The organism is Pedobacter nototheniae (genome assembly GCF_032678625.1).
Lineage (GTDB): Bacteria > Bacteroidota > Bacteroidia > Sphingobacteriales > Sphingobacteriaceae > Pedobacter > Pedobacter nototheniae_A.
Genome location: NZ_JAVTSO010000005.1, coordinates 262,635 through 287,373, shown reverse-complemented (window position 1 = coordinate 287,373; position 24,739 = coordinate 262,635). Strand labels below are relative to the sequence as shown.

Annotated in this window: 24 protein-coding genes; 17 read left to right on the top strand and 7 right to left on the bottom strand. The window is 36.4% G+C overall.

All coding sequences use genetic code 11. From position 1 onward, the window contains the following. Positions 1–11 precede the first annotated feature (11 nt). The 3 genes from R2Q77_RS16030 to R2Q77_RS16020 all read left to right on the top strand — a co-directional run bounded on the left by R2Q77_RS16030 (position 12) and on the right by R2Q77_RS16020 (position 1,734). Positions 12–395, top strand: coding sequence for a TraR/DksA family transcriptional regulator (locus tag R2Q77_RS16030; protein WP_316804739.1), 384 nt, complete (start codon positions 12–14; stop codon positions 393–395). Further along, positions 395–997, top strand: a complete 603-nt coding sequence (locus R2Q77_RS16025; protein ID WP_316804738.1) for a lipoprotein signal peptidase — start codon at positions 395–397, stop codon at positions 995–997. Before R2Q77_RS16030 ends, R2Q77_RS16025 begins: the two co-directional genes overlap by 1 nt. A 206-nt stretch (positions 998–1,203) precedes the next feature. Then, complete coding sequence (locus tag R2Q77_RS16020) at positions 1,204–1,734, top strand: DUF4269 domain-containing protein (protein ID WP_316804737.1); 531 nt, start codon at positions 1,204–1,206, stop codon at positions 1,732–1,734. Positions 1,735–1,906: 172 nt separating this feature from the next. Here the strand turns inward: R2Q77_RS16020 and odhB are convergent, their stop codons facing one another. The 3 genes from odhB to R2Q77_RS16005 all read right to left on the bottom strand — a co-directional run bounded on the left by odhB (position 1,907) and on the right by R2Q77_RS16005 (position 7,469). Beyond that, a complete protein-coding gene (gene odhB / locus R2Q77_RS16015; RefSeq protein ID WP_316804736.1) occupies positions 1,907–3,136 on the bottom strand; it encodes a 2-oxoglutarate dehydrogenase complex dihydrolipoyllysine-residue succinyltransferase in 1,230 nt (409 codons plus the stop codon). Positions 3,137–3,209: 73 nt separating this feature from the next. Then, entirely contained in the window at positions 3,210–6,005 is a 2,796-nt protein-coding gene (locus R2Q77_RS16010; RefSeq protein ID WP_316804735.1) for a 2-oxoglutarate dehydrogenase E1 component, read from the bottom strand. Positions 6,006–6,194: 189 nt separating this feature from the next. After that, the gene (locus R2Q77_RS16005; RefSeq protein ID WP_316804734.1) at positions 6,195–7,469 is read right to left on the bottom strand and encodes a DASH family cryptochrome; all 1,275 of its coding nucleotides are present in this window, start codon (positions 7,467–7,469) and stop codon (positions 6,195–6,197) included. Between the two features lie 184 nt (positions 7,470–7,653). Between R2Q77_RS16005 and R2Q77_RS16000 the strand changes: the two genes are divergently transcribed. Both R2Q77_RS16000 and R2Q77_RS15995 read left to right on the top strand, forming a co-directional pair. After that, complete coding sequence (locus tag R2Q77_RS16000) at positions 7,654–9,276, top strand: DUF4139 domain-containing protein (RefSeq protein WP_316804733.1); 1,623 nt, start codon at positions 7,654–7,656, stop codon at positions 9,274–9,276. Between the two features lie 86 nt (positions 9,277–9,362). Next, positions 9,363–10,271, top strand: a complete 909-nt coding sequence (locus tag R2Q77_RS15995) for a TIGR01777 family oxidoreductase (RefSeq protein ID WP_316804732.1) — start codon at positions 9,363–9,365, stop codon at positions 10,269–10,271. On the opposite strand, the gene R2Q77_RS15990 is transcribed toward R2Q77_RS15995, so the two are convergent. Continuing rightward, entirely contained in the window at positions 10,268–11,422 is a 1,155-nt protein-coding gene (locus tag R2Q77_RS15990) for a hypothetical protein (protein ID WP_316804731.1), read from the bottom strand. The genes R2Q77_RS15995 and R2Q77_RS15990 overlap by 4 nt on opposite strands. Positions 11,423–11,787: 365 nt before the next feature. On the opposite strand from R2Q77_RS15990, the gene R2Q77_RS15985 reads away from it, so the two are divergent. The 12 genes from R2Q77_RS15985 to R2Q77_RS15930 all read left to right on the top strand — a co-directional run bounded on the left by R2Q77_RS15985 (position 11,788) and on the right by R2Q77_RS15930 (position 21,404). Next, positions 11,788–12,003 (top strand): hypothetical protein, encoded by a 216-nt coding sequence (locus R2Q77_RS15985; RefSeq protein ID WP_316804730.1) that lies wholly within the window; start codon positions 11,788–11,790, stop codon positions 12,001–12,003. A 164-nt stretch (positions 12,004–12,167) separates the two neighbouring features. Then, on the top strand, positions 12,168–13,835 hold the full coding sequence (locus R2Q77_RS15980) for a tetratricopeptide repeat protein (protein WP_316804729.1): 1,668 nt from the start codon (positions 12,168–12,170) through the stop codon (positions 13,833–13,835). Between the two features lie 11 nt (positions 13,836–13,846). Continuing rightward, on the top strand, positions 13,847–14,512 hold the full coding sequence (locus R2Q77_RS15975; RefSeq protein ID WP_316804728.1) for a response regulator: 666 nt from the start codon (positions 13,847–13,849) through the stop codon (positions 14,510–14,512). Between the two features lie 162 nt (positions 14,513–14,674). Further along, on the top strand, positions 14,675–15,007 hold the full coding sequence (locus R2Q77_RS15970) for a hypothetical protein (RefSeq protein WP_316804727.1): 333 nt from the start codon (positions 14,675–14,677) through the stop codon (positions 15,005–15,007). Between the two features lie 210 nt (positions 15,008–15,217). Continuing rightward, positions 15,218–15,550: a YegP family protein gene (locus tag R2Q77_RS15965; protein ID WP_316804726.1), complete on the top strand. Its 333-nt coding sequence runs from the start codon at positions 15,218–15,220 to the stop codon at positions 15,548–15,550. An 8-nt stretch (positions 15,551–15,558) separates the two neighbouring features. After that, positions 15,559–16,626: a type I restriction endonuclease gene (locus tag R2Q77_RS15960; RefSeq protein WP_316804725.1), complete on the top strand. Its 1,068-nt coding sequence runs from the start codon at positions 15,559–15,561 to the stop codon at positions 16,624–16,626. A gap of 2 nt (positions 16,627–16,628) precedes the next feature. Further along, positions 16,629–16,994 (top strand): DUF6804 family protein, encoded by a 366-nt coding sequence (locus R2Q77_RS15955; RefSeq protein WP_316804724.1) that lies wholly within the window; start codon positions 16,629–16,631, stop codon positions 16,992–16,994. A 53-nt stretch (positions 16,995–17,047) separates the two neighbouring features. Further along, positions 17,048–18,376 (top strand): hypothetical protein, encoded by a 1,329-nt coding sequence (locus tag R2Q77_RS15950; protein ID WP_316804723.1) that lies wholly within the window; start codon positions 17,048–17,050, stop codon positions 18,374–18,376. Positions 18,377–18,386: 10 nt separating this feature from the next. Beyond that, positions 18,387–19,232, top strand: a complete 846-nt coding sequence (locus tag R2Q77_RS15945; RefSeq protein WP_316804722.1) for a hypothetical protein — start codon at positions 18,387–18,389, stop codon at positions 19,230–19,232. A 65-nt stretch (positions 19,233–19,297) separates the two neighbouring features. Beyond that, a complete protein-coding gene (locus R2Q77_RS15940) occupies positions 19,298–19,507 on the top strand; it encodes a hypothetical protein (protein ID WP_316804721.1) in 210 nt (69 codons plus the stop codon). Beyond that, positions 19,495–20,028 carry a thermonuclease family protein gene (locus tag R2Q77_RS15935; RefSeq protein WP_316804720.1) on the top strand — a complete coding sequence of 178 codons (534 nt, stop codon included), beginning with the start codon at positions 19,495–19,497 and terminating at the stop codon, positions 20,026–20,028. The genes R2Q77_RS15940 and R2Q77_RS15935 overlap by 13 nt, the downstream gene beginning before the upstream one ends. A gap of 74 nt (positions 20,029–20,102) precedes the next feature. Next, entirely contained in the window at positions 20,103–21,404 is a 1,302-nt protein-coding gene (locus R2Q77_RS15930) for a deoxyribodipyrimidine photo-lyase (protein WP_316804719.1), read from the top strand. On the opposite strand, the gene R2Q77_RS15925 is transcribed toward R2Q77_RS15930, so the two are convergent. From R2Q77_RS15925 to R2Q77_RS15915, 3 genes are all read right to left on the bottom strand, one after another. After that, positions 21,394–22,245: an FKBP-type peptidyl-prolyl cis-trans isomerase gene (locus tag R2Q77_RS15925; protein WP_316804718.1), complete on the bottom strand. Its 852-nt coding sequence runs from the start codon at positions 22,243–22,245 to the stop codon at positions 21,394–21,396. The two genes, R2Q77_RS15930 and R2Q77_RS15925, sit on opposite strands and share 11 nt — an antisense overlap. 6 nt (positions 22,246–22,251) lie before the next feature. After that, positions 22,252–22,701, bottom strand: a complete 450-nt coding sequence (locus tag R2Q77_RS15920) for an FKBP-type peptidyl-prolyl cis-trans isomerase (RefSeq protein WP_316804717.1) — start codon at positions 22,699–22,701, stop codon at positions 22,252–22,254. Positions 22,702–22,872: 171 nt separating this feature from the next. Continuing rightward, entirely contained in the window at positions 22,873–24,666 is a 1,794-nt protein-coding gene (locus R2Q77_RS15915; protein WP_316804716.1) for an acyl-CoA dehydrogenase family protein, read from the bottom strand. Between the last annotated feature and the right edge of the window lie 73 nt (positions 24,667–24,739).

Below are 24,739 nucleotides of genomic sequence, written 5' to 3'. Positions count from 1 at the left end.
AGAGAAACAACATGGAAAACAGTAATAAAACACGCTACTCAGACAGTGAACTACAGGAATTTAAAGAATTAATCCAAGATAAATTACGTGTTGCCAAAGAAGAACTTAACTCGTTAACAACTTCATTAAGCAGCCCTAATGCAAATGGTACTGAAGATACTTCTGGAGCTTACAAAACATTAGAAGATGGTTCTGCCACGATGGAAAAAGAGCAAATCAATCAATTGGCTGCCCGTCAGAAAAAATTTATTGATAACCTTGAAGCTGCCTTAGTACGCATTGAAAACAAAACTTATGGCATTTGCCGCGAAACCGGTAAATTAATCCAAAAAGAACGTTTACGTGCAGTTCCGCATGCAACTTTAAGTATGGAAGCTAAATTAAAGCAAGGTTAATGAAAGGCTATACAAAACCTTTAATTCTGATTTTTCTGGTTTTATTAGCCGATCAGGCGCTTAAAACCTGGATTAAAACACATATGTACCTTGGCCAGGAATTTAATATTATCGGCAAGTGGTTTATCATCCACTTTACCGAAAATAACGGAATGGCCTTTGGAATGGAATTTGGAGGTGAGTTTGGGAAACTGGCGCTATCCTTATTTCGCATTGCAGCCGTAGCCGGTATTGGTTATGGTTTACATTATCTGGTTAAACAAAAATACCATCGCGGTTTAATCTTAAACGTTGCTTTGATTTTTGCCGGTGCTTTAGGCAACATTATTGATTCTGTTTTTTACGGAAAAATATATGGCTACGAAAGCTGGTTTCACGGTCGTGTAGTAGATATGATTTACTTCCCGATTGCACAAGGTCATTTCCCAACCTGGCTACCCATTTGGGGAGGTGAAGAGTTTGTGTTCTTCAGGCCTGTTTTTAACCTTGCTGATGCCGCAATTTCGGTTGGTGTAATACTTATCCTGATCTTTCAGAAAAACTACTTTAAAGAAGACGTGAAGGATGATGTGAGCATTAACAGCGAGATTGTAGAAGATTAATCCTAAAGTTGATGAATTTATTTAGGCCCATTTCTTAACTGAGATGGGCTTTTTTATGGTCACCTTCCCACCTTATTTTCGTTTCGGGCAAAGCCCAGCGGGTTGAGAAACCTATTCAGATAAGATTTCTCTGTTTCGCTATGCTCCTATGTTCGAATAATAAACTTTCCATAGGTTTATTAACTTTACACATTAAACCTTAAATATTGATCAACTTCCTTTATATCACATATCTTCAATCCGGGACAGCAAAGCAGGCAGAAGCATATCATGTTCTAACGGAGCATGGGGTTTTAGAAAAGCTTTCGGCCTACGCCCCTATTTTAGTTGGCACCATTCCAATTAATATCGATATTGAAAGCAGCGATTTAGATATTATTTGCTACGCTAAGGACGAAGAAGAATTTAAAAAAGACTTAAATCATTATTTCAGCAAGGAAAAAGGCTTTTCAATTTCAGAAAATGCACAGCTTCGCGCCATTAAGGCTAACTTCTTTATAGATGGTTTTGAGCTCGAAATTTTTGGACAAAATAGGCCAACCCAGGAACAAAATGCATACCGTCATCTGCTAATTGAATATAAATTACTCTTAGAAAAAGGGGATAAATTCAGACAGGAAGTTATTGACCTAAAAAAACAGGGCTATAAAACTGAACCTGCTTTTGCAAAACTACTGAACATGACAGGAAATCCTTATGAAGCCCTCTTGAAGTTTGGGGAAACAGACTTTTCTTAACTAAACCGTATTGCAGCGGTATCTCCCGATTTCTTCAATCGGGAATTTAGCGGAAAGGCGGGCTGCAGAAAGCGATTAGCAGTAAAATTGCTTTCCAAATTCTTGATCTTTGAACATAAAAAATGCCCCGATTTACATCGGGGCTTTGATATTTTTAGCTGATTATTAAAGACTAAACGCCTAATAATAATCTCGCCGGATCTTCTAACAATTGTTTAACGCGAACTAAGAAACCAACCGACTCACGCCCGTCGATAATTCTATGGTCGTAAGATAAAGCTACGTACATCATCGGACGAATTACAACTTCTCCTTTTTCAGCTACCGGACGCTCAACGATGTTGTGCATACCTAAAATAGCCGATTGTGGTGCATTGATAATTGGAGTAGACATCATTGAACCAAATACACCACCGTTAGTGATTGTGAAAGTTCCACCAGTCATTTCTTCAAGAGTCAATTTACTATCGCGAGCTTTTAAAGCCAGTTCTAATACCGATTTTTCGATTTGCGCAAGGGTCATGCTTTCCGCATTGCGGATAACCGGAACGACTAAACCTTTTGGTGCAGATACTGCTATAGAGATATCAGCAAAGTTATTGTAAACCAATTCTTCGCCTTCAATGCGTCCGTTTACTGCAGGAAAATCTTTTAAAGCTTCAGTTACCGCTTTGGTAAAGAAACTCATAAAACCTAAACCAACACCAAATTTCTCTTTAAACTGATCTTTATACTTTCCGCGTAAATCCATAATTGGTTTCATGTTAACTTCGTTAAACGTAGTTAACATTGCGGTTTCATTTTTAACAGCAACTAAACGTTTTGCTACCGTTCTGCGTAAAGGCGACATTTTTTCACGACGTTCAGTACGGCTTCCTGCTGGTGCAGCAACCGCTGCCGGAGCCGCAGTTTTAGGTGCTTCTGCTTTTTTACCAGCTTCTGCCTTAACTGCATCTTCTTTGGTAATGCGACCATCCACACCTGTGCCTTTTACACTGGCAGCATCAACACCTTTCTCTGCAAGAATTTTACCTGCAGCTGGCGATGGAGTTCCTGTAGCATAACTATCGCCAGAGCGCTCAGCTACCGGAGCAGAAGTTTTATCTTCAGCAACGGCTGCTTTTTCTTCAGCTTTAGGTGCATCTTCTTTTTTAGCTGGAGCAGCGCCACCATCTTCAATTTTACAAACTACTGCACCGATTGGTAAAGTATCACCTTCGGCAGCTATGGTTTTTAAAGTTCCGGCTTGTTCTGCGGTTAATTCAAAAGTAGCTTTATCCGATTCTAATTCGGCAATTACTTCATCCATTTCTACGGCATCGCCATCGTTTTTTATCCAGCGTGATAAAACAACTTCGGTTATCGATTCGCCAACCGGCGGAACTTTTATCTCTAAACTCATATTTTTATTTTTGTAATTTTCTTTTTTATTAATGTTTGAAGGTTTAAATATTAAAGCATAAACCTTCTACTTTTTAGTCTATCTGAACCAGTTTTTTACCCGATTTTTTAGCAATCTCTTTTACTTCTTCGGTTACTTCAACCTCTAAAGCTTTTGCTAAAATATAAGCCTGTTGGTTGGCATGTTGTTTTGCAAAACCTGTTGCCGTACTGCTGCTTTCTTTTCTCGAAATTACATCAATACCTTTTAAAGCCGTTTTATATAACCTGCGGAACAAATACGGCCATGCACCCATGTTTTCCGGCTCTTCCTGAACCCAGAAAATAGATTTAGCATTTTTATATTTCTTCTGGATAGCTTCCATCTGATCAACCGGCGTTGGATACAATTGTTCTACACGAACAATCGCTACATGTTTCAACTGATCTGCTTGTTGTTTCTCCAGTAATTCGTAATATATTTTACCACTACAGAAAACAATGCGGGTTACATCTGCAACTTTAACGTTTACATCATCAATTACCTCTTTAAATCCACCTTCTGTAAAATCAGTTAATGGACTTACGCACTTAGGGTGGCGCAATAAACTCTTAGGTGTAAACACAACTAATGGTTTACGGAAATCGCGTTTAAACTGACGGCGTAAAACATGGAAGAAGTTTGCCGGAGTTGTACAGTTTGTTATCTGCATGTTATAATCAGCACAAAGTTCCATAAAACGCTCAATACGTGCCGATGAATGCTCAGGTCCTTGTCCTTCATAACCATGAGGCAACAACATAACCAAACCATTTTCGCGTTGCCATTTTGTTTCGGCACTTGCAATATACTGATCGACAACAATTTGCGCACCGTTAAAGAAATCACCAAACTGTGCTTCCCAAATGGTTAAAGCATTTGGATTTGCCATGGCATAACCATATTCGAATCCTAAAACACCATATTCTGATAAATGCGAATTGTAAATATCAAATGGTGCCTGCTGATCTGAAATATTTGCTAATGGCACGTATTCTTCTTCACTATCTTCGAGGGTTAAAACTGCGTGACGGTGAGAGAAAGTACCACGTTCTACATCCTGACCACTTAAACGAACACGTTTACCTTCTGATAACAGGGTACCATAGGCAAGTTGCTCACCCATTGCCCAATCAAATACATTGGTATCATTTACCATCTTACGACGTTCGTCAAATAATTTCTCGATTTTTTTGAAGAACTTTTTATTTGACGGTAAAGTGGTTATACGTTTACCAATTTCCAATAAAGTAGATTTTTTAACTGCTGTAACCGGCGAAGTTTCAAAATCCTGAGGAGTAGCAATACGTAAATCAGCCCATGCACCACCAAACTTAACTTCAGCATTGGTAGAAACAAATTCTTTGGCCTCATTTAAACGTTCCTGCAAAATACCGCGGAATTCTTTTTCCATTTCTTTAGCCAAACCAGCTTCCAACTTACCTTCTTTAGTTAATTGCTCAACATAAATTTCTCTGGGGTTAGGGTGTTTCTCAATCGTTTTGTATAATAATGGTTGAGTGAATTTTGGCTCATCAGCCTCATTATGTCCAAAACGACGGTAACATAAAATATCAATAAAAACATCGTTTTTATATTTCTGACGATATTCCATTGCCAAATTAATCGCATAAACCAATGCTTCCGGATCATCTCCGTTTACATGGAAAACAGGCGATAAAGTTACTTTTGCGATATCCGTACAGTAGGTACTGGTACGGGCATCTTTATAGTTTGTGGTAAAACCAATCTGGTTGTTAATCACCAGATGAATGGTTCCTCCGGTTTTATAACCTTCAAGGCCAGCCATCTGAATTACTTCATAAACAATACCCTGTCCTGCAACAGAAGCATCACCATGAATTAATATCGGTGCTAAACGGCTGTTATCACCACCATATTTAAAATCAATTTTAGAACGGCTCATTCCTTCAACCACACCATTCACAGTTTCCAGGTGAGATGGGTTTGGACATAAGCTTAAGTGAACACTTTTACCGGCCACTGTAGTTACATCAGTTGAATAACCCAGGTGATATTTCACATCGCCACCAAAAGGGGTATCTGCATTATAACTTTTACCTTCAAATTCGGCAAAGATATCTTTATACGTTTTTTGCATGATGTTGGCCAACACGTTCAAACGACCGCGGTGTGCCATACCAATTACAAATTCTTCGATTCCTAAATCTGCACCTTTTTCAATTACCGAATCTAATGCCGGGATTAAGGCTTCTGCGCCTTCTAATGAGAAACGTTTCTGACCTAAGAATTTGGTTCCTAAAAAGTTCTCGAAACTTACCGCTTCGTTTAATTTTTTAAGGATACGTTTTTTCTCCTCAATAGAAAAGTTTGGCGTGTTGCGTACACTTTCCATTTTTTGCTGAATCCAGTTCAGCACTTCCGGTGTACGTAAGAATTTAAACTCAGCACCAATTGAGTGTGCATAAGTTTGTTTTAAAACGGCAACAATATCTTTCAGTTTAGCCGCTCCGATGCCAATTTCAACACCTGAGTTGAAAACAGTTTCCAAATCAGCGTCAGACAGGCCGAAGTTTGCCAGATCCAAAGTTGGAAGGTGTTTCCGGCGTTCACGAACCGGATTTGTATGCGTAAATAAGTGACCGCGACTGCGATAGCCATCAATCAGATTTAACACATTAACTTCTTTAAGAAATTGTTCTGGTGTTTCTACGGTTGCTGAAGGAGCTTCAGACCCGCGCCCGAAATCAAAACCTTCAAAAAATTTTTGCCAGCCAAACTCAACCGATTCCGGATCTTGTTGATATGACTGATATAAAGACTCTATATAATCGGCGTTTGCGCCATTAAGATAAGATAATTTATCCATTATTAACTGTTTACTATAAGCATTACAAAATTAGAATTTTACCTTATATAAATGGCAAAAATCTCGATTAAAAATAGAATGATTTAATTTAGAATGATTCAATTTCAGAATGACATAAATAACCACCACAAATGCACAAAAAACACGGCACTTTAACCCCATCAAAATCGACTTATTTAGTCATTACAATTATGATGCCCAGGTTAAAGCATAGTTTCCTTTTGGATCAAGGCTTTTAATGTTCTTATCCAGATCGAAAACACTTTTTGTTTTCTGATCGTTGCCAACACCAGCAATATTTGCCCAGTTGCCCCAGTTACTTGCCGGATTATAATCAATCAGTTTTTCTTCAAAATAAGCAGCACCCAAAACCCAGCTTACTTCCAGGTTATTAATCAGGTATAGTGCCGTAGTTTGGCGCGCAATATTGGTAATATATCCGGTTTTGTTTAACTCGGTCATAACGGCATCAACAACTGCAAATCCGGTTTGGCCGTTCTTCCACTTATTGAAATTTTCTTCTTCATTGGCTGCATCAACAATTCCCTGGCTACCAAATCCATCCGGATTAAAAAATGTATTTCCATACTTTTTAAACATAAAGCGAAAGTAATCTCTCCACAGCAGGCCTAATAAAATATGATTGAACATGGCCTTGGTATTTGGAGTGCTCTCCATTTTTTTAATTTCCCAATAAACTTTACGTGGAGATAAATTACCCATAGCCAACCAGGCCGATAATTTTGAGGCTAAAATTAAATTTTTTGTGCTGGCTGCCTGTTGCATGGCAACAATAATTTTTTGCAAATGGTTTATACCCGCTTGCTCACCGCCAATAAATTCAAACTCTGCACGGTGATCTATAGCTTGCGGTTCAAGGGCAAGATCAGCAAGAACAGGCATTGCGCCCCAATCTATAACTTCGGCTACATTAATCCTGTCAGGGGCAGCAAAGCAGGGCTTAATAATGGCATCACGTTCAATTTTTTTCTTGAACTGATTAAATGCATCAGGAATATCTTTAATTGGAAAAGGTAAATCTTCTTTATTATATAAGGTGTGCCCTATAAAATGTTTTAAGTTAATGCGTAGTTTCCAAAGTCCGTTTTCTACTAATGCAGAAATATGGGTTTCTTCTTCTGCTACTTCGCGATGGTGATACACTTCGGTAATTTCATACTCCTGAACCAGCTGCGGAATAATATCTTCAGGCTGCCCTTCTGCAATTAATAAATTACCACCAATTTGTTTTAAAGAATTTCTTAAGGCTTCTACACTTTCTAAGATAAATTTAGCCCTGATGTTTCCAGTTTTTAAGGTACCGTATTTTGTTTCACCAAAAAGGCGCTTATCAAGAATATAAACTGGCAAAATTGTATCGGATTTAGCAATCGCTTCAACCAGCATTTCATTATCGTGCAGACGAAGATCGTTTCTAAACCAAATTAGAATTTTTTTGGACATCTTTTAAGGAAAAAGGGTATTAAGAACGCAATTACAAATCTATCTTATTTTTCTCTCGGGAACAAAAATGAGTGCCATTCTTTACAAATAGCCAACAAAAAGCACTTTAGTTATGGAAAATCGCCGTCTTATTCATCCTCTTTTTAAAATATTGATTTTCACAACACCATAATAATAAAAATAAATGAAAAAGCTACTATTTACTTTGCTATTCCCCTTGAGTTTGTTTGCACAACAACAGGTAAAATCAAAAGCCATATTGGAAAGTGTAACCATTTATAATAATGGTGCGCAGCTTACACATAAAGGAAGGATCAATCTTCCTTCAGGCACATCAGAAATTGTAATTAACAACTTGTCGGGCAGCGTAAACGAAAACTCGGTGCAGGTTGGGGTTTCTTCCGGTGTTACCATCTTATCCGTACAGTTTAACCGTGATTTTTTAACTACGGATGCAGAAAACCCAACACTAAAAAAATTAACGGACAGTATAAAAATTGTTTCGGCTGAATTGGTTAAAACCAAAAACAGCAAAACCATTGAAGAGCAAACATTGGTATTGTTAGATGAAAACAGAAAATCAGGCGGAACAAATACAGGTACCAACGTTGCCGAACTGATGAAACTTGCCGAATACTACCGCAGTAAAAATGCTGAAGTTAGAAATACAATTGCAGCACTAACCTTGGTTGAGGACAAGCAAAATCAAAAGATACAGGCTTTTCAGCAGCAAATTGCAGAACTTAGAAATAATCCGAACCAGCAACTGGGTCAATTGGTTTTGCAGGTAATGGCCAAAGAAAATACGGATGCCAGTTACAACATTTCTTATGTAACACCCAATGCAAACTGGAAAGCAAGCTACGACATAAAGGCTTTAAATATTTCTAATCCTTTAGCGGTGGTGTATAAAGCTGCAATTACACAAAACACGGGTTTAGACTGGAAAAAGGTAAAACTTTCTTTATCTACCGGAAACCCAAGCTACAACATTACTGCCCCAAATTTAAATCCATGGTTTGTTTCTGCTTATTCTCAAATGCAGCAATCTTTAAAAGGAAGAGTGGCAGGAATGTATGCTGATGAAAAAATGTTGCAGGAAGTGGTTGTTGTACGAGGCTCATCGAGCTTTCAAAAAGTTGCCCAGCCTGCTCCCGCCCCTTCTACAGTCAATAATTATACAACCGTAAACGAAAGCCAACTGGGTGTAACCTTTGATATTGATATTCCTTACGACGTTAACAGCGACAACAAACCGCATACAATAGCTTTTAAAGAATATGAAGTGCCTGCAAAATATAAATACTATGCAGCGCCAAAATTAAGTAGCGATGCCTATTTGCTTGCTGATGTAACCAATTGGGAGAAACTCAATCTGCAGGCTGGCAACGCGAATATCATTTTCGAAAACACGTATACAGGCAAATCTTATATTGACCCGGAGAGCATCAGAGATACGCTAAGTTTAAGTTTGGGTAAGGATAAAAAGATCATTATCAAGAAAGAAAAACTTGCAGATTTTAGCAGCACCAAATTTATTGGCAGCAATAAGAAACAAACGTTTACCTACACCATTACCATTCGCAATACCAAGAAAGAAAGCATAGAACTTTCACTTAAAGATCAGTATCCGCTATCAACAGAAAGTGACATTGAAACTGAATTATTAGAAAGCAATGGTGCCGAAGTAAATAAAGAAACCGGGATGCTTTCCTGGGTACTTAAACTGGCTCCAAACGAAACCAAAATCATAAAATTAAGCTATTCGGTTAAAGCACCAAAGAATAAATTAATTGCAGGACTTTAAAAATAATGCGTAGCACGGGCATGAGGCCAAAAAGACCTTTATGCCCGCTCCTGTAAACCTTTTAGTATCTTTAGTGTTTTAAAATTATGGCTAAAAAGATTCTGATTACTGGCGCGACAGGTTTGGTGGGTACGGCACTTAAAAAGCACCTTTTAAGTTTAGATTATACCGTTAACACTTTATCCAGAAGGAAAGAGAATAACGATCCTAATGTTTTTTTATGGGATGTTTATAAACAGGAAATAGACCCAACGTGCATAGCAGGTGTTGATGCTGTTGTGCATTTGGCTGGCGAAGCTGTTGCAGATCAGAAATGGACCGATGAACGCAAAAAACAGATTATAGATAGCCGTGTAAAATCTACTGAACTGCTTTTCAAAACCATTAGGGCAAATCCCGATCATCAGATAAAATCTTTTATCTCTGCTTCTGCAGTTGGTTATTATGGCGATTGCGGTGATGAAATATTAACGGAAGACAGCCCAAATGGCTATGGTTTTTTAGCCGAATGCTGTAAGCTTTGGGAAGATGCCGTAGATGAAGGAAAAAGATTAAGCTTGAGGATTGTTAAACTCCGCACCGGAATTGTAATTACCAAAGCGGGTGGTGCTTTACCGCAGCTCGATTTACCCGTTCGTTTATTTGCTGGCGCGGCCTTAGGTACCGGCAAACAATGGACACCATGGTTGCATTTAGACGATATGGTTGGAATGTATATGGATGCCATAGAAAATCTTAAAATAGAAGGAAGCTATAATGCTTGTGCACCCAACCCGGTAACCAATACCGGCCTTACTAAAACCATTGCCATAGTATTACACCGCCCATTCTGGCCAATAAAAGTTCCTAAAACTGTTTTAAGTTTAATTCTGGGCGATAGAACTGAAGCGGTATTGATGAGCAACAATACTTCTGCTCAGAAAATATTGGATGCTGGCTTCAAATTTAAGTTTACGCAGTTAAAAGAGGCTTTGGAAGATATTTATAAATCTTAGTTTATTGCTTTGGCTCTATTCTGTTTCCGTTTTCTAATGGTAATACCTGTATAAATTGCCCCACCTCCAAAAAGAAGAATAAAAACAGTAAGCCCTGCCGACCAATAAATAATGTTTAACATATACCTTTTGTAAGAAACGTATTTATCCAGCATATACTGGGTCAAAGGCAATAACCTTCTGTTATCATCTGTAGGATGTGCAGCACTATCTGTATAAAAATCTACCTTATTATTTTGTTTTGAATACCAAACTTTACCTAAAGAATTACTCGTTAAGGTATCGGGTATCATAATCTTTTCAAAATTATCAAACACCTGTTTATTTAAAGGAATTTTAGAAACAACAATCCCTTTCTGATCGCATTCCATCTGTTCGTAATGATTGCCAGCCCAATACATACATTTTTGACTGGCGAGAATCGGGTTAATAGAACGTTTCGTTTGGTCTCCCCAAAACTGAATTATACATATTCCTACAAATGATATTACCACAAAACCGCAGGCTATTATAAATTTCGGAATGGATACCGGAATATTTCCCACCTGCTCATTTATCCCCCCTGGAATTAAAGTGTTAAGTGCACTTTCTTGTCCACCATTTTCACTATTTGAAACACCTCCTCCACCCGAAGTTTCACTTCCAACGTCATCCGCATCTATCGTCTCACCCCTTGGTATTTCTTCTTCTATGATGCTCTGTCCACCCTTATTGTCCGCGTCGCTTCCAGTTGAGTGAGTGGGCATAACTAAAGGAGGTTTTAATGGGGCGTCCTCATTCGTTAATTTTAATTTTTCGGGCTTATCTACAGGCATCCGATCTCTTGATTCAAAATCGATCAACCACGCTATGAGTTTTAGATTTTTGTCTTTAGTATTCCCAGTTGCCCCAACCAAAAAATTTACTAAAGGTCTGAATTTATCAATATCAAATTTTCTAATTTTCTGTATATAATCTTCTGCTTGATCTACCGTACCAAAAAAAGATCTTAATGCAGGAGTGTCTTTGATCATCCCCTTTTCTTCGTAAACGATGAGACACTCATCACGTAAATTTCCAGGAGTTGGTTCTGCTAAATGAATCGAAAGTGAATCTTCTTCCTTTCTTTTTTGATAGTAATCAAATACTTGCTTGGTATAGGTATCTGCCATTTTTAAGGGATTAAAGTGTAAAAATAGACCGGAATTTGCGGAATTTTTACGGTTTTCCGGAATTACTTCGGAATCATACGAATCTACGGAATCGTTTGATATCTAATCACTTGAAGCCCCATACATTTGTTCAACACAATCAGCAAGGGTAACGACTTATGACCGATACCTAAACAAAAGCTGATTAATAATAAGAGTGAAAATCGCGGTGGTTTATAGCCGGTTTGGGAAGCAGTTATAAGCTCCCGCGACAGACACTCACACTTCCCAAAAATTTCAGAAGGCCTTCTGATTTACAACCCGTAGCAACGCCGCGCACGATTCGCGGTGGCCTACCATGTAATTCACTTTTAAATTTTTGAACAATGTTTATACCTTATTTTATAGCGATTCTTTTAGGATTAATTAATCCTTCCAATACCAATCATTCTGGAAATTGCAACGGCACAACAACAGTGAGTGCTGCAAATACTAACCCTGACGATCCAGGTGTACCTGATGATGGCTCAACACCTGGCCCAGGTCCGGGCACGGGTACTGGAGGAGATACAGGACAAAATCCTCCACCAAAAATTAATTAATAGTAAAAATAAGGCGATTACATCGCCTTATTTTTTTTGTAATAACCCATAATTCCCTATAAATTTCAATATTATTAGTTTCCTCACTCAGTATCCTACCAATACAACTGGTTACTTAAAAAACATTATTGTTTATTTTTTTAACTTAGTAGAAAACTAAAACAGTGAAACGCATCTCCCTTTTACTATTCTGCTTAATCTTTTTATCTGCTTGTACCAAACACAAAGCAGAAGTTAAAAAGAAAAAAGAAAACCCTTATTATGATAAAGCATTCGAGTATAGAGAACTTGGAGAAGTTGATAGTGCTTTTAAATATTTCAACTTAGCTAAGGATTTGTTCCTTGAACAAAAAGATAGCTTAGGTACTGGAAAATGTTTGGTAAACATGGGCATCATATCTGAAAACAAAGGTGATTATTTCGGAGCTCAGGAAATCGCTTTAAATGCATTATTTTATTTGAATAAAGCAAAAAAAAATCAACTTACTTTACTCAGTTCAAATTATAACAGCCTTGCAATTGCAACATATAAGTTAAAAGATTACGATAATGCACTAAAATTTTATGATTCTGCTATAAAATTCGCGCAAAACATTGCGGATACACATCTGTACCTTAACAATAAGGCTAAAGCTTACCAGGAACTCAAAAGATATGATGAAGCCTTAAGCATATTCAATCGCATTTTTAATGAAACAAATATACCTCCAAAGGAATATGCGAGGGCCTTAACAAATATTGCTTTTACTAAATGGCTGAAGAATCCAGCTTACAATCCACGTTCTGAGCTTCTAACCGCTCTTAAAATTCGTCAAAAAGAAAATGATAGGTGGGGATTAAATTCCAGCTATGCTAATCTTTCTTATTATTATAGCAAAACAAATAGGGATTCTGCTTTTATCTATGCAGATAAAATGTATCAGGTTGCCAAAAGAATAAATAGCCCCAACGACAAATTGCAGGCATTAAACAAACTCATCAACCTTGGCCCTTCTGAAAAAATCAAACAATATTTTGAACTTTATGATAACTTAAATGACAGTTTGCAAACTTCGAGTAATAGTGCAAAAAATCAATTTGCATTAATCAGGTACGAAGCAGAAAAGAATAAAGCAAACCTTTTAAAAGCTCAAGCTGAAAACATAGAAAAACAAAAAAATATCCTCACTATAGGAACCTTACTTGTTATCGCAATTATACTGTTAATAGGTGGTTATTTCTTTTACAGAAGGCGACAAAAAATACTGAAACAGGAAAAAGAAATTGAGGTAAAAAATACCGAAATAAAATATGTGAAAAAGGTTCATGACCATGTTGCCAACAGGATATACCAGGTAATGGATGAAATAGACAACCGGCCTGAAATGGAAAAAGATGAAGTAGCCGAAAAACTTGATGTAATTTATCACATTTCGAGAGACCTTTCTTACGAAAATATTGATACAAAATATAAACAGGATTTTGCGAAAGCACTTTCAACAATGTTTTCTTCTTATCAATCGGCAAAGGTTCATATTGCTGTAAATGGCAATGAAGAAAAACTTTGGGATACCGTACAGGAAGCGGCCAAATCTGAAGTTTTTGCTGTTCTACAGGAATTGATGACTAATATGAGCAAACACAGTAAGGCTGATTATGTACAATTAGATTTTCAGCACGACAATCAGCGCATCACAATTTTATATATGGATAACGGAAAAGGTATACCACATTTTTCGCCTGGAAACGGATTGAGAAATACGGAAACCCGTATTAAAAGTATTTCGGGCATAATTACTTTTGACACTAAGCCTGATGAGGGGCTAAAAGTTAAATTCTCTTTTCCTATATAATAAAACATCATATGTTCAAAAATGTATTAATCGCCGAAGACCATGAAATGGCGAACCTTTCGCTCCGCAACGTCATCAGCAATCTCGGCATTACGGTAGTTGATAAAGATTATGTATTTCAATGCGATGATGCATTGGCGAGGGTACAAAAAGCCATTCGTGATGGCCAACCTTATGAGTTAATAATCACCGATCTTTCTTTTGACGATGATTATCCAAAACAAAAAATTGCTGGCGGTAAAGAACTAATAAAAGCTGTAAGAGAAATACAGCCAGACATAAAAGTGCTCGTATTTTCAGGTGAAAACCGGGCAATGATTGCCAACTCACTTTTTAAAGAATTAAACATTGATGCTTATGTTCCTAAAGCACGCCATGATGCTAAAGACCTTAAGCTGGCTATAGAAAGCATTTATAAAAACAAAAAATACGTTTCGGCTAACCTCAGACAAAAAGAAGAAAATATTCATCATTTTACTGAATACGACAAAATGATTGTATCGCTGCTTTCAAGTGGGAAAAGCCAAAAAGAAATGCCCGATCTTTTAAAAGAAAAAAAGATGGAACCATCAGGATTAAGCAGCATTGAAAAACGCCTTAACCTGATTAAAACATCCTTGAATATGACCAACAACGGGCAACTAATTGCGCACTGCATTGCAAATAAAATTATCTAACCTAACCGATGTAAATTCACCTTTAATTAAAGATCTGTTTCCCTTCGATTTTTAATCCGATTTTATCAGGCAAACCAATATTTCTGATTTTTCAAAAAACCGCCCACTTTATGGCTTCCCGTAAGGAAAGGATTTTTCTTGTCTATACTTTTGAAATGAATTATGAAACAGCTTTACATAGTCATTTTATTGCTATTGATAACAGGAAGAGCTGACGCTCAAAAAGTTAAAACCTACCAGTTGATGGAACCAAATTTTAACGCTAAATCTATTCATGGAGCCATAAGCGAGGTTTATTATACCCAACGTTTTGGCAAAACCTTTTGGTGGGTAAAAATTGGAAGCGATACCATTATTCACGTTTGGGCTAAAGACCTCGACACCAATACAATGAAAGCTGGAATAACCCGATTATTTACTTCCATAAAATCGCTCGACAATAACTGGTGGCGCAAAGAAAAATCGGAAAAGAAAAGCAAATCCAGTAACGAATAAAAATATAAGCGCTCCAAAAAGAAATGAAGTGGGTTGTTTCCGAATAAAAATGGAGCAACCACTCATTTATCCAGCCTCACCAATCAACTGTTAATCAGTAAATAACATTAAAAAATATTTTCAAGAATAATTTGAAGCTTTACGGTTTCCCGTAAAAAAAGGCTGCCACCTCTGCATAGTTTTGAAGAGTTAAACCAGTAAAAACTAAAAATGGGAAAATTCATAATTACCAAAAGAACCAACGGCGAGTATCAGTTTAATCTAAAAGCCTCAAACGGACAAATCATCTTAACCAGCGAGGGTTATGTAGCAAAAGCTTCGTGCAAAAATGGAATTGAATCCGTAAAAACCAATGCATCAGCGGATGCCCGATACGACAGAAAAATTGCTAAAAATGGCACATATTACTTTAACCTAAAAGCTGGAAACGGCGAAATTATTGGCACCAGTCAAATGTATTCTACAATTAGCGCCAGAGAAGACGGTATAGAATCGGTAAAGACAAATGCTCTCCGCTCGGAAGTTATAGACGACACCATTTAATAAAAGATATGGAATTGAAATTAAAACTCGAGCAGTTGCATCAGCGTGTAAGTGGCTTAAAAGACCAGATTAATACCGAAGAAGCTACAAAAAACGCATTTGTATTACCTTTTATACAAATGTTAGGTTACGATATTTTTAATCCAACAGAGGTTGTCCCGGAACATATCTGCGACATTGGCACTAAAAAAGGTGAAAAAGTAGATTATGTTATCCGTAAAAATGATGAACCCATTATCATTTTTGAATGCAAACATTGGAAAGAAAATGCAGATGCACATAACTCTCAGCTTCACCGGTATTACCATGTTTCCAAAACAAGGTTTGGTGTGTTAACCAATGGAACCATTTACAATTTCTACACCGACCTGGAAAAACCAAACATTATGGATGAGAAGCCTTTTCTTACCATTGATATTGAAGACCTGAAAGATAGTTCTATTAAAATTCTGGAGAGTTTTACCAAAAACGAATATAACCTTGAAAGCATTCTCGACTCTGCTGAAGCTCTAAAATATATCAAAGCCATACGTAAAGAATTTGAGAAGGAAATTGATAACCCATCAGATGAAATAGTTAAACTTTTAGTGAACAGGTTTTTCGACAAGCCTTTAACGGCAAACCGAATGATTGCCTTTAAAGAGTACACCAAAAAAGCATTGGCTATTTCAATTAATGAATCGATTAGCCACCGCTTAAAGTCGGCTTTAAGTATTAACGAAAAAATAGAAAACCGGGAGTCATCAAAGGTTAATCCGGTTGATGAGAATAACGATGTATCCAAAATTATTACCACAGAAGAAGAAGCAGAAGCTTTCCAGATTGTAAAAGCCATTTTACGTGAAAAAATTCCTACAGCGAGAATTTCACCAAGAGATACTCAATCTTACTTCGGTGTTTTACTGGATGATAATAACAGAAAGCCAATTTGTCGATTTCATTTCAATACCGCAAATAAGTACCTGGAAACTTTTCATAATGGAAAAGATGCCGGAGAAAAAAATCAATTAAATAGCCTGGATGAAATATATAATTATAGAAGCCAGTTGCATCAAACCATAGAGAATTACAATTAAAAATGAAAACATTCTTTATTTTCTGCGCGCTGTGCTGTTTTATTGCTGCACTTAACTTCCCTATAGCTTATTACACTTTTTTAAGAGTCCTAATTTCATTAGGCTGCATTTTAGGTATATACAATTTTACAAAACAAAAAAAATATTCGTGGATAGCGGTATTATTCATAATGCTGCTTATTCTATTCAATCCTATCCTACCTATTTATTTACACAGGAAAGGATTTTGGATTCCAATGGACATAATAGCTGGATTGCTGTTTTTACTTATTGGGTTTTACTGTAAAATAGAATCAAAAAAAAATGAAGAAAAGGCACTTGACATTTTACCTATTGAAAAAATATACTCCAGAGACCGGATTGTTTAGGTGAAATAAAAATATAATAATGAAATAATAAATCAAACCAAGAATTTAATATTATGATTTCCCAAATAGAAGACTTTTTCCGTCCAAAGGTAACGGAAGCACCACAAGATGAAAATCTTGAAGTCAAGGAGCCAACTACTGAAGAAGTAGAGGAGGTTAGAAAAAGAACTTATCACGAAGCCGGATTTAGAGATGGATCAAGAAATAATGGTAGTCCATTAGCATTATCAATATGCCTAAATGCAATCTATGCTAAATTTCAAAATGAGGAAAAAGAGCTTGTGGAGAAACAATCAATTGCCAAGGAACCTTATATTAATGAACAGAAAAGCAAAGAAACAGAGATAAAGACCCTTTCGATTAGCAAAGAAAATAAAGAGCAGCAGATTGAGAAAATAGAAACTAACATTAGATCTGTAAAAGATAATATAGAAGAGCTAAAATTCGAGATCAATGATTTAGCAAGAAGTCCTGAAAAATATCATATCAACGCTACAAAAGGTTCTTCAACGAAGTTTTGGATTGGGTTAATTATTCTTTTGCCACTTAGTCTTTATCTATTTACCTTTTATATTTCTACATCTTATTCGGCTTTCTTCAAACCATTTGATGCTAATACTACGATCATCAAGAACGTTCTTGATTCGCAGGCCTTTGAAAAAGCTTGGCATGATGGAACACTCGAAGGTGCTTTCGTAACCTTTATTCCATTTGTATTTTTAGGCTTAGGCTATTTAATACATATGTTTGGTGAGGTTAAAAGCGTTAAAAATTACGTTAAGATAGCAGTACTTTTAGTCACCACCTTTGTTTTCGATGCCATTTTAGCTTACCAGATAGAAGAGAAAATATATAATTCAAACAAAACTTTTGAAGATTCTAAATTTAATGTTGCTGTTGCTTTCGGAGAAATTCAGTTTTGGGGAATTATCTTTGCCGGTTTTGTAGTCTATCTAATCTGGGGTGTAGTATTCGATTTTATAATGAAAGAGCACCGTGAAAAAGACAAAATAAAGTATGAACAACAGCGGAGAAGAAAAGACATCCAGATTCATCAAGATCGGATAACTGATGATGAAATCCAAAAAAACAAGTTGATAGAAGAGCTCAACAATATTAAAAAGTCTTCCATTGAGGCCCAAGGACGAGTTAATACACTCCAAAGAATCATTGATGCGGTTATTATTCCCACCAAAGAATATGTGCTATATGCTTCTGAGTACATGCAAGGATGGATTACTTTCATTAATCAGAAACTTTACATCTCTCAATATGAGAAAAGTGCTCTGCAAAATGAATGCATTACCTGCTACAATGAAAACCTTAAAAATGTAGGTGCTGACGAAGATTCTCAAAATTCTATATACATTTCCAGGTTATAAACGCATTGCTATGAAAACTAAATTATTAAACTCATTGATGTTCTTTTTAATTATCAGCGTTTTTGTGAACAAAAGCAAAGCACAACCGGCTCAAAATCTCAACATAAGTTTTTTGTTGGATTTATCGGATCGGATTGACCCTAAAAAGAATCCTAATCATTATCAACGAGACCTTCAATATATAAGATTGGTAGAAAAGGCATTTGTCAATCATGTAAAAGGAAAAAAGATAATGCTCTTAAAAGATCAGATGCAAATCTTTTTTGATCCCATCCCTGAAATAACAAATATTGATCAACTTAGCCAAGAACTAAAAGTGAGTTTTAATCCAAAAACTAATAAAAAGGATATACTAAACGTTGATAAAGTTTATACAGAAATCCCTCAAAAAATTTATCAACATGCGATTAAAGATGGTCATTATATTGGGTCTGATATATGGAAATTCTTCAAAAATAATGTTCAGCAATACTGTATTAAACCAGAATATAGGAATATTTTAATCATATTAACTGATGGTTATATTTACCATAAAAACAATAAAATTATGGTGGGTAATAAAAGCTCTTATATCACATCTTCCTTTATTGAAGCAAAAAAACTTACTACTGCAGATTATCAATCAATTATAAAAAAAAACAATTTAGGCTTTATTTCTTTTCCTTATAATTTAAAAGAATTGGAAATTATTGTTTTGGGCATTAATCCATCAGATAAAAACCCTTATGAGGAGGATGTGATAAAACAATTTTGGACTGATTGGTTTAAAACAATGAATGTAAAGAAATTCTATTTACAAACGACCGATTTACCTTCTCGGGTTGAACCTGTAATACAACAAATTATTAGAAATTAGATAATTATTATTACTAATTTTCAAGTACAACTATGTCAATATTTTTTTCTTAAAATTATCCTTAAATGAAAACGATCTCTATTTTATTATTTTTATTTATTTATCCCAACTTCAAAGAAACCACTGATGTTTACATCTGCAATAGCGGAAAAGCTCAAAAATATCATTACAAATCCAATTGCAAAGGTTTGAGTAGTTGTGGCTATAAAATTGTTGAAATAACTTTAGAAAATGCCAAAAAAGATGGAAAAACATTATGTGGATGGGAAAAGTAATTCCAATCGTTTTATTTTTAAAATTTAATTCGGCGTTAGTTCAGAAAAAGAATAACGAAAATCCAATCAATTTAAAAAATCAGATTTTCATTGCTAAAGTCATTCGGATTATGGATGGCGATACCATGGAAGTACTTTACAAAAACACTCCTGTTAAAATACGCTTGGCCCATATCGATTGCCCGGAAAAAAGAGGTTCGCAGCCATTTGGCAACCATGCTAAAAAAGCCTTGTCTGATTTATGTTTCGGGCAGCAGATAACGGTTTACGGGCAAAAATATGACCGTTATAAAAGACTGATTGCTGTTGTGCTGAATTACAAAAAACAAAACGTAAATCAGGAGATGATTAAAAGGGGAATGGCCTGGCATTTCAAAAAATACTCTACCGACCCGGTTTATGCGGCATTAGAGGTTGAAGCCAGGGAACACAAAGTGGGATTGTGGTACGACAACAATCCTACTCCACCCTGGGAATGGCGGAAAATGAGACACAACAGGAAGTTTTTAGCAGAACGTTAAGAATTATGCCATTAGAAATAAAACCAGTATTCTGATTCTCTGTTATTACCTTTGAACAATATTTCCGTTTAATAATGAAGAAGACAATTAATATCTGCTGGTTCCGTCGCGATTTACGTTTAGAAGATCATGCTGCATTTTATCATGCTTTAAAAAGTGGTAAGCCTGTACTCCCATTATTTATTTTTGACAAGAACATTTTAGATAAGCTACCAAAAGATGATGCAAGGGTAACTTTTATTCATCAGATTATTGAGCAACTTAAAGCAGAACTGCAAAGGCACGGATCTGATCTATTGGTTAAATATGGTAAACCCGAACAAATATGGTCGCAGGTTTTAGCTGAATATGACGTAAAAGAAGTATACATCAATCACGATTATGAACCTTATGCCCGCGAGCGTGATGATAATATGGCAGAGTTTTTAACCAGTGAAAAAATTGCATTTAAAACGTATAAGGATCAGGTTATTTTTGAGAAAGATGAGATTTTAAAAGCAGATAAAACACCTTATACTGTGTTTACTCCGTTTTATAAACAATGGCACGCTAAATTGAATAGTTTCTACATTAAAGCTTACCCCAATAAAAAATACTTTAAAAACTTATTTAAAACAGTACATCAAAATCTTCCTACTTTAAAAGAAATGGGATTTGAACGTAGCCATTTAGTTTTTCCTAAAATAAGTTACCTAAACAAGCTTGGTGATTATGCCAAAGAAAGAGATTTTCCGGCACTTGAAGGCACCACGCATATTGGTTTACATTTGCGCTTCGGCACCTTAAGCATCCGTAAAGCGGTAACTGATGCTATAGCCGCTAAGTCGAATGTTTGGTTATCCGAATTAGCCTGGCGAGAATTCTATATGTTTATCCTCTGGCACTTCCCCCATTCGGCTTTTGATTCATTTAAAAAACAATACGACAAAATAAAATGGCGCAATAATGAAGAGGAGTTTAAGGCCTGGTGCAATGGAACTACCGGCTATCCGATAGTGGATGCAGGCATGCGGCAGCTAAACGAAACAGGATGGATGCACAACCGCGTTAGAATGATTGTTGCAAGCTTTTTAACCAAACATTTGCTTATTGACTGGCGATGGGGCGAAACTTATTTTGCGGAGAAGTTATTGGATTATGAAATGGCAAGTAATGTTGGCGGCTGGCAATGGGCGGCGGGATCAGGAAATGACGCTGCACCTTATTTCAGGGTTTTTAATCCGGAGTTACAAACGAAAAGATTCGATTCTAAATTTGAATATATAAAGAAATGGGTACCTGAATTTGGGACCAAAAAATATGCCCAACCAATAGTTGAGCATATTTTTGCAAGAGAAAGGGTATTAAAAGTTTTTAAGGAAGCGCTTAATTCGTAACGCTTACAATTTCTATATCAAAATCTGCAGCCCTGCCGCCTGCTAAATCAGATGGAATAAATAATCTGATTTTTCCTCCTGCAGTTAAACGGCCCGGAAGGATTTTTTGCCATCCTTGATACAAGGTACTCAAAACACCACTAAATGCGCCATCTGTAGAGGTTTGAACCACAGTACCATCTAAATATCTTAGGGTATAATTTGCTACAATTGTAGAACTTAAGCTTATAGCGTCAGCACCTGTACCTGGTGTACCCATTATATAATATACACGTGAAGGATCTTTAACAGCGGTTAGTTTATTATCCGTTAAAAAAGTGTTGATGTAAAAATCATCCAACTGCCACTTAGTGGTATACGTATAGGTGTTAACATAAGTATCCAATACTGCATTTGAAGGTACATTATATGTTGTACTTCCGTTTTTACCATAAGCCAGGTTTGATGGAATCAGGATTCTCACCTTAGCCCCAAACCTTTGCCCTTTTAAAGCGCTACCCCACGAGCCACTAAAAGTATTGGTCATATATCCAAAATAGGTACCACTTGCATTGTAAGGAGTTGTATAGGCATATACTGTACCATCAGTAATGGATTTCTCCTCATAGGTAAAGAAAACAGAATCCTGGTTTGCAAATACATTACCTGTACCTGGTGTTACAACTTGATAATAAACACCTGTACCAGCAGGATCTTTTGTCATATTAAGATTATTTTTCTTAATATATGCCTGTATAGCTGCATCATCTACGCTTTGAATAGATTCATAATCCTTTTTACAGGCGGTAAATAATACGGCAGCTGTTAAAAGCGAAAATAAAGCAATAGTATATTTTTTCATTCTATGTTATTGTACGTTTATTAATTGTATGGTAAAATCCAAAGGAGAATTGGCAGGAATAGTACCAACAGCACGGCTTCCGTAACCTAAACCCGGAGGAATAATTAAGCGAATTTCTCCTCCTTTTTGAATTAAAGGAATTCCTATTTGCCAGCCTTCTATTAAATTAGCCAAAGGAAAATTTTGTTCTTGCCCACCGCCATTATCAAATACATTCCCGTTTAATAAACGGCCTTCGTATTTAATGGTAATTTTGGTATTGGAAGGATATGTAAATGTTCCGCTTCCAGGTTTTATAATCTGATAATATAAACCAGATTCGTGTTTAACGGCATTAATATTATTTGCCTTAATAAAGTCTGTCATTTGTTTGTCGTCACTTTCAGTTTTTTTACAGGCAGAGATTGCAATCATACCGATAAAAAGTATTAAAGTTAATTTAATTCTAACCATCATTCGCAAAAATAGGCTTTTAATACGGATGCACCAATTTTTAACCTATTTTAACAAATAAGACTGAGCATAAAAAAGATAGAGACTTGAGAAAAAGCCAATTCTGGTAAAAATTTAAGGCTCAGGTATATCAATACCCAAGCCTTAACCCCACTTCGTCAAAATCCGTTATATCTAAAAAATATATTTATTTGCTTCAATTAATTGCTGCGCAACTCTTTGACGGGCATCTTTTACGTTAAATGGTTCCATTTTTGTAAACCGGCGTAAACCAACCAGCATCATACGTTGTTCATCACCTTCAGCAAAAGCCCAAAGTGCTTCTTTACCTGCTTTGGCAATTCCATCAACAGCCTCAACCAAATAAATACGCAATAAATCCAACTGACCAGCAGTAGCCTCTTCGCCCCTCATGCTTACCAGTTTCTCTGTCCTAAGTAACGCCGATTCGACTACATAAACATAACTGGCCATATCGGCAATGTTCATTAAAATTTCCTGTTCTTTACTTAAAGTCATCATTAACTTTTGAACCGCAGCACCAGCAACCATTAATGTTGCCTTTTTCAGGTTAGCCAATACTTTTTTCTCGGCCGCAAATAAAGTTGTATCCTCCTCACCAAAATCAGGAATACTCATTAATTCTGCAGCTACAGCCGTAGCAGGCGTCATTAAATCCAATTCGCCTTTCATGGCACGTTTCAACATCATATCAACTGTTAATAGGCGATTAATTTCGTTCGTTCCTTCAAAAATCCGGTTGATACGTGCATCACGGTATGCTCTGTCCATTGGTGCATCAGCACTAAAGCCCATTCCTCCATAAATTTGAACGCCTTCATCAACGGTATAATCTAAAGCTTCCGAACCCCAAACTTTTAAAATGGCACATTCCACAGCAAATTGCTCTACTGATTTTAACCTGGCTTTACCAGATTCCATTCCACCGGCAACCAATTGATCGTAGGTATCATCAATATTTTGTCCGGCCCTGTAATTTGCCGCATCAACAGCATATAATTTAGATGCGATTTCTGCAATTTTAAAACGAATTGCTCCATATTTAGAAATCGGACGTCCGAACTGAATGCGTTCGTTTGAATAATTAATTGCCGTATTTAAGGTTGCTTTTGAAGCACCAATTGCTGCTGCAGATAATTTAATACGACCAATATTTAAAATGTTTACTGCGATTTTAAAACCGTTTTCTCTATCGCTCAACATATTTTCTACCGGAACAGGGCAATCGTTAAAGAAAACCTGACGGGTTGAAGAACCTTTAATCCCCATTTTATGTTCTTCGGGGTTCATCGTAATGCCACCGAAATCTTTCTCAACGATAAAAGCGGTTAAATTTTTATCGTCATCAATTTTAGCAAAAACAATAAAAATATCTGCGAAACCACCGTTGGTGATCCACATTTTTTGCCCGGTAATGATGTAGTGTTTACCATCATCGCTAAGTTTAGCTTTGGTTTTTCCGGAATTTGCATCTGAACCTGAATTTGGTTCAGTTAAACAATATGCGGCTTTCCATTCGCCTGATCCTAACTTAGGAATATATTTAGCTTTCTGCGCTTCGTTACCATAATATAAAATGGGTAAGGTTCCAATTCCGGTATGGGCCGAAAGTGCAACCGCAAAAGAATGACCGGCGCCAACCACATCAGCAACCAGCATTGAAGTGTTAAAGTTTTTTCCGAAACCGCCATATGCCTCAGGAACAGAAACACCCAAAATACCCAACTCGCCTGCTTTGGTTAATAGCGACGGCATTAATTCAGGATCTTCCTGTTTGTCTATTTTATCTAAATTGGGATAAACTTCAGAAGCTAAAAAATCACGGCAGGTTTGTGCAATCATCTGCTGTTCTTCATCAAATTCTTCCGGGATAAATACATCCTGATAAACGGTGTCTTTCACTAAAAATTCACCACCTTTAATTGTCTTTTTTTCAGTTGTTTCCATTGTTATGAGATTTGAGAAATGAGATTTGAGATTTGAGGCATGCTCAAGTTCAAATCCATATCATAATGTTTTA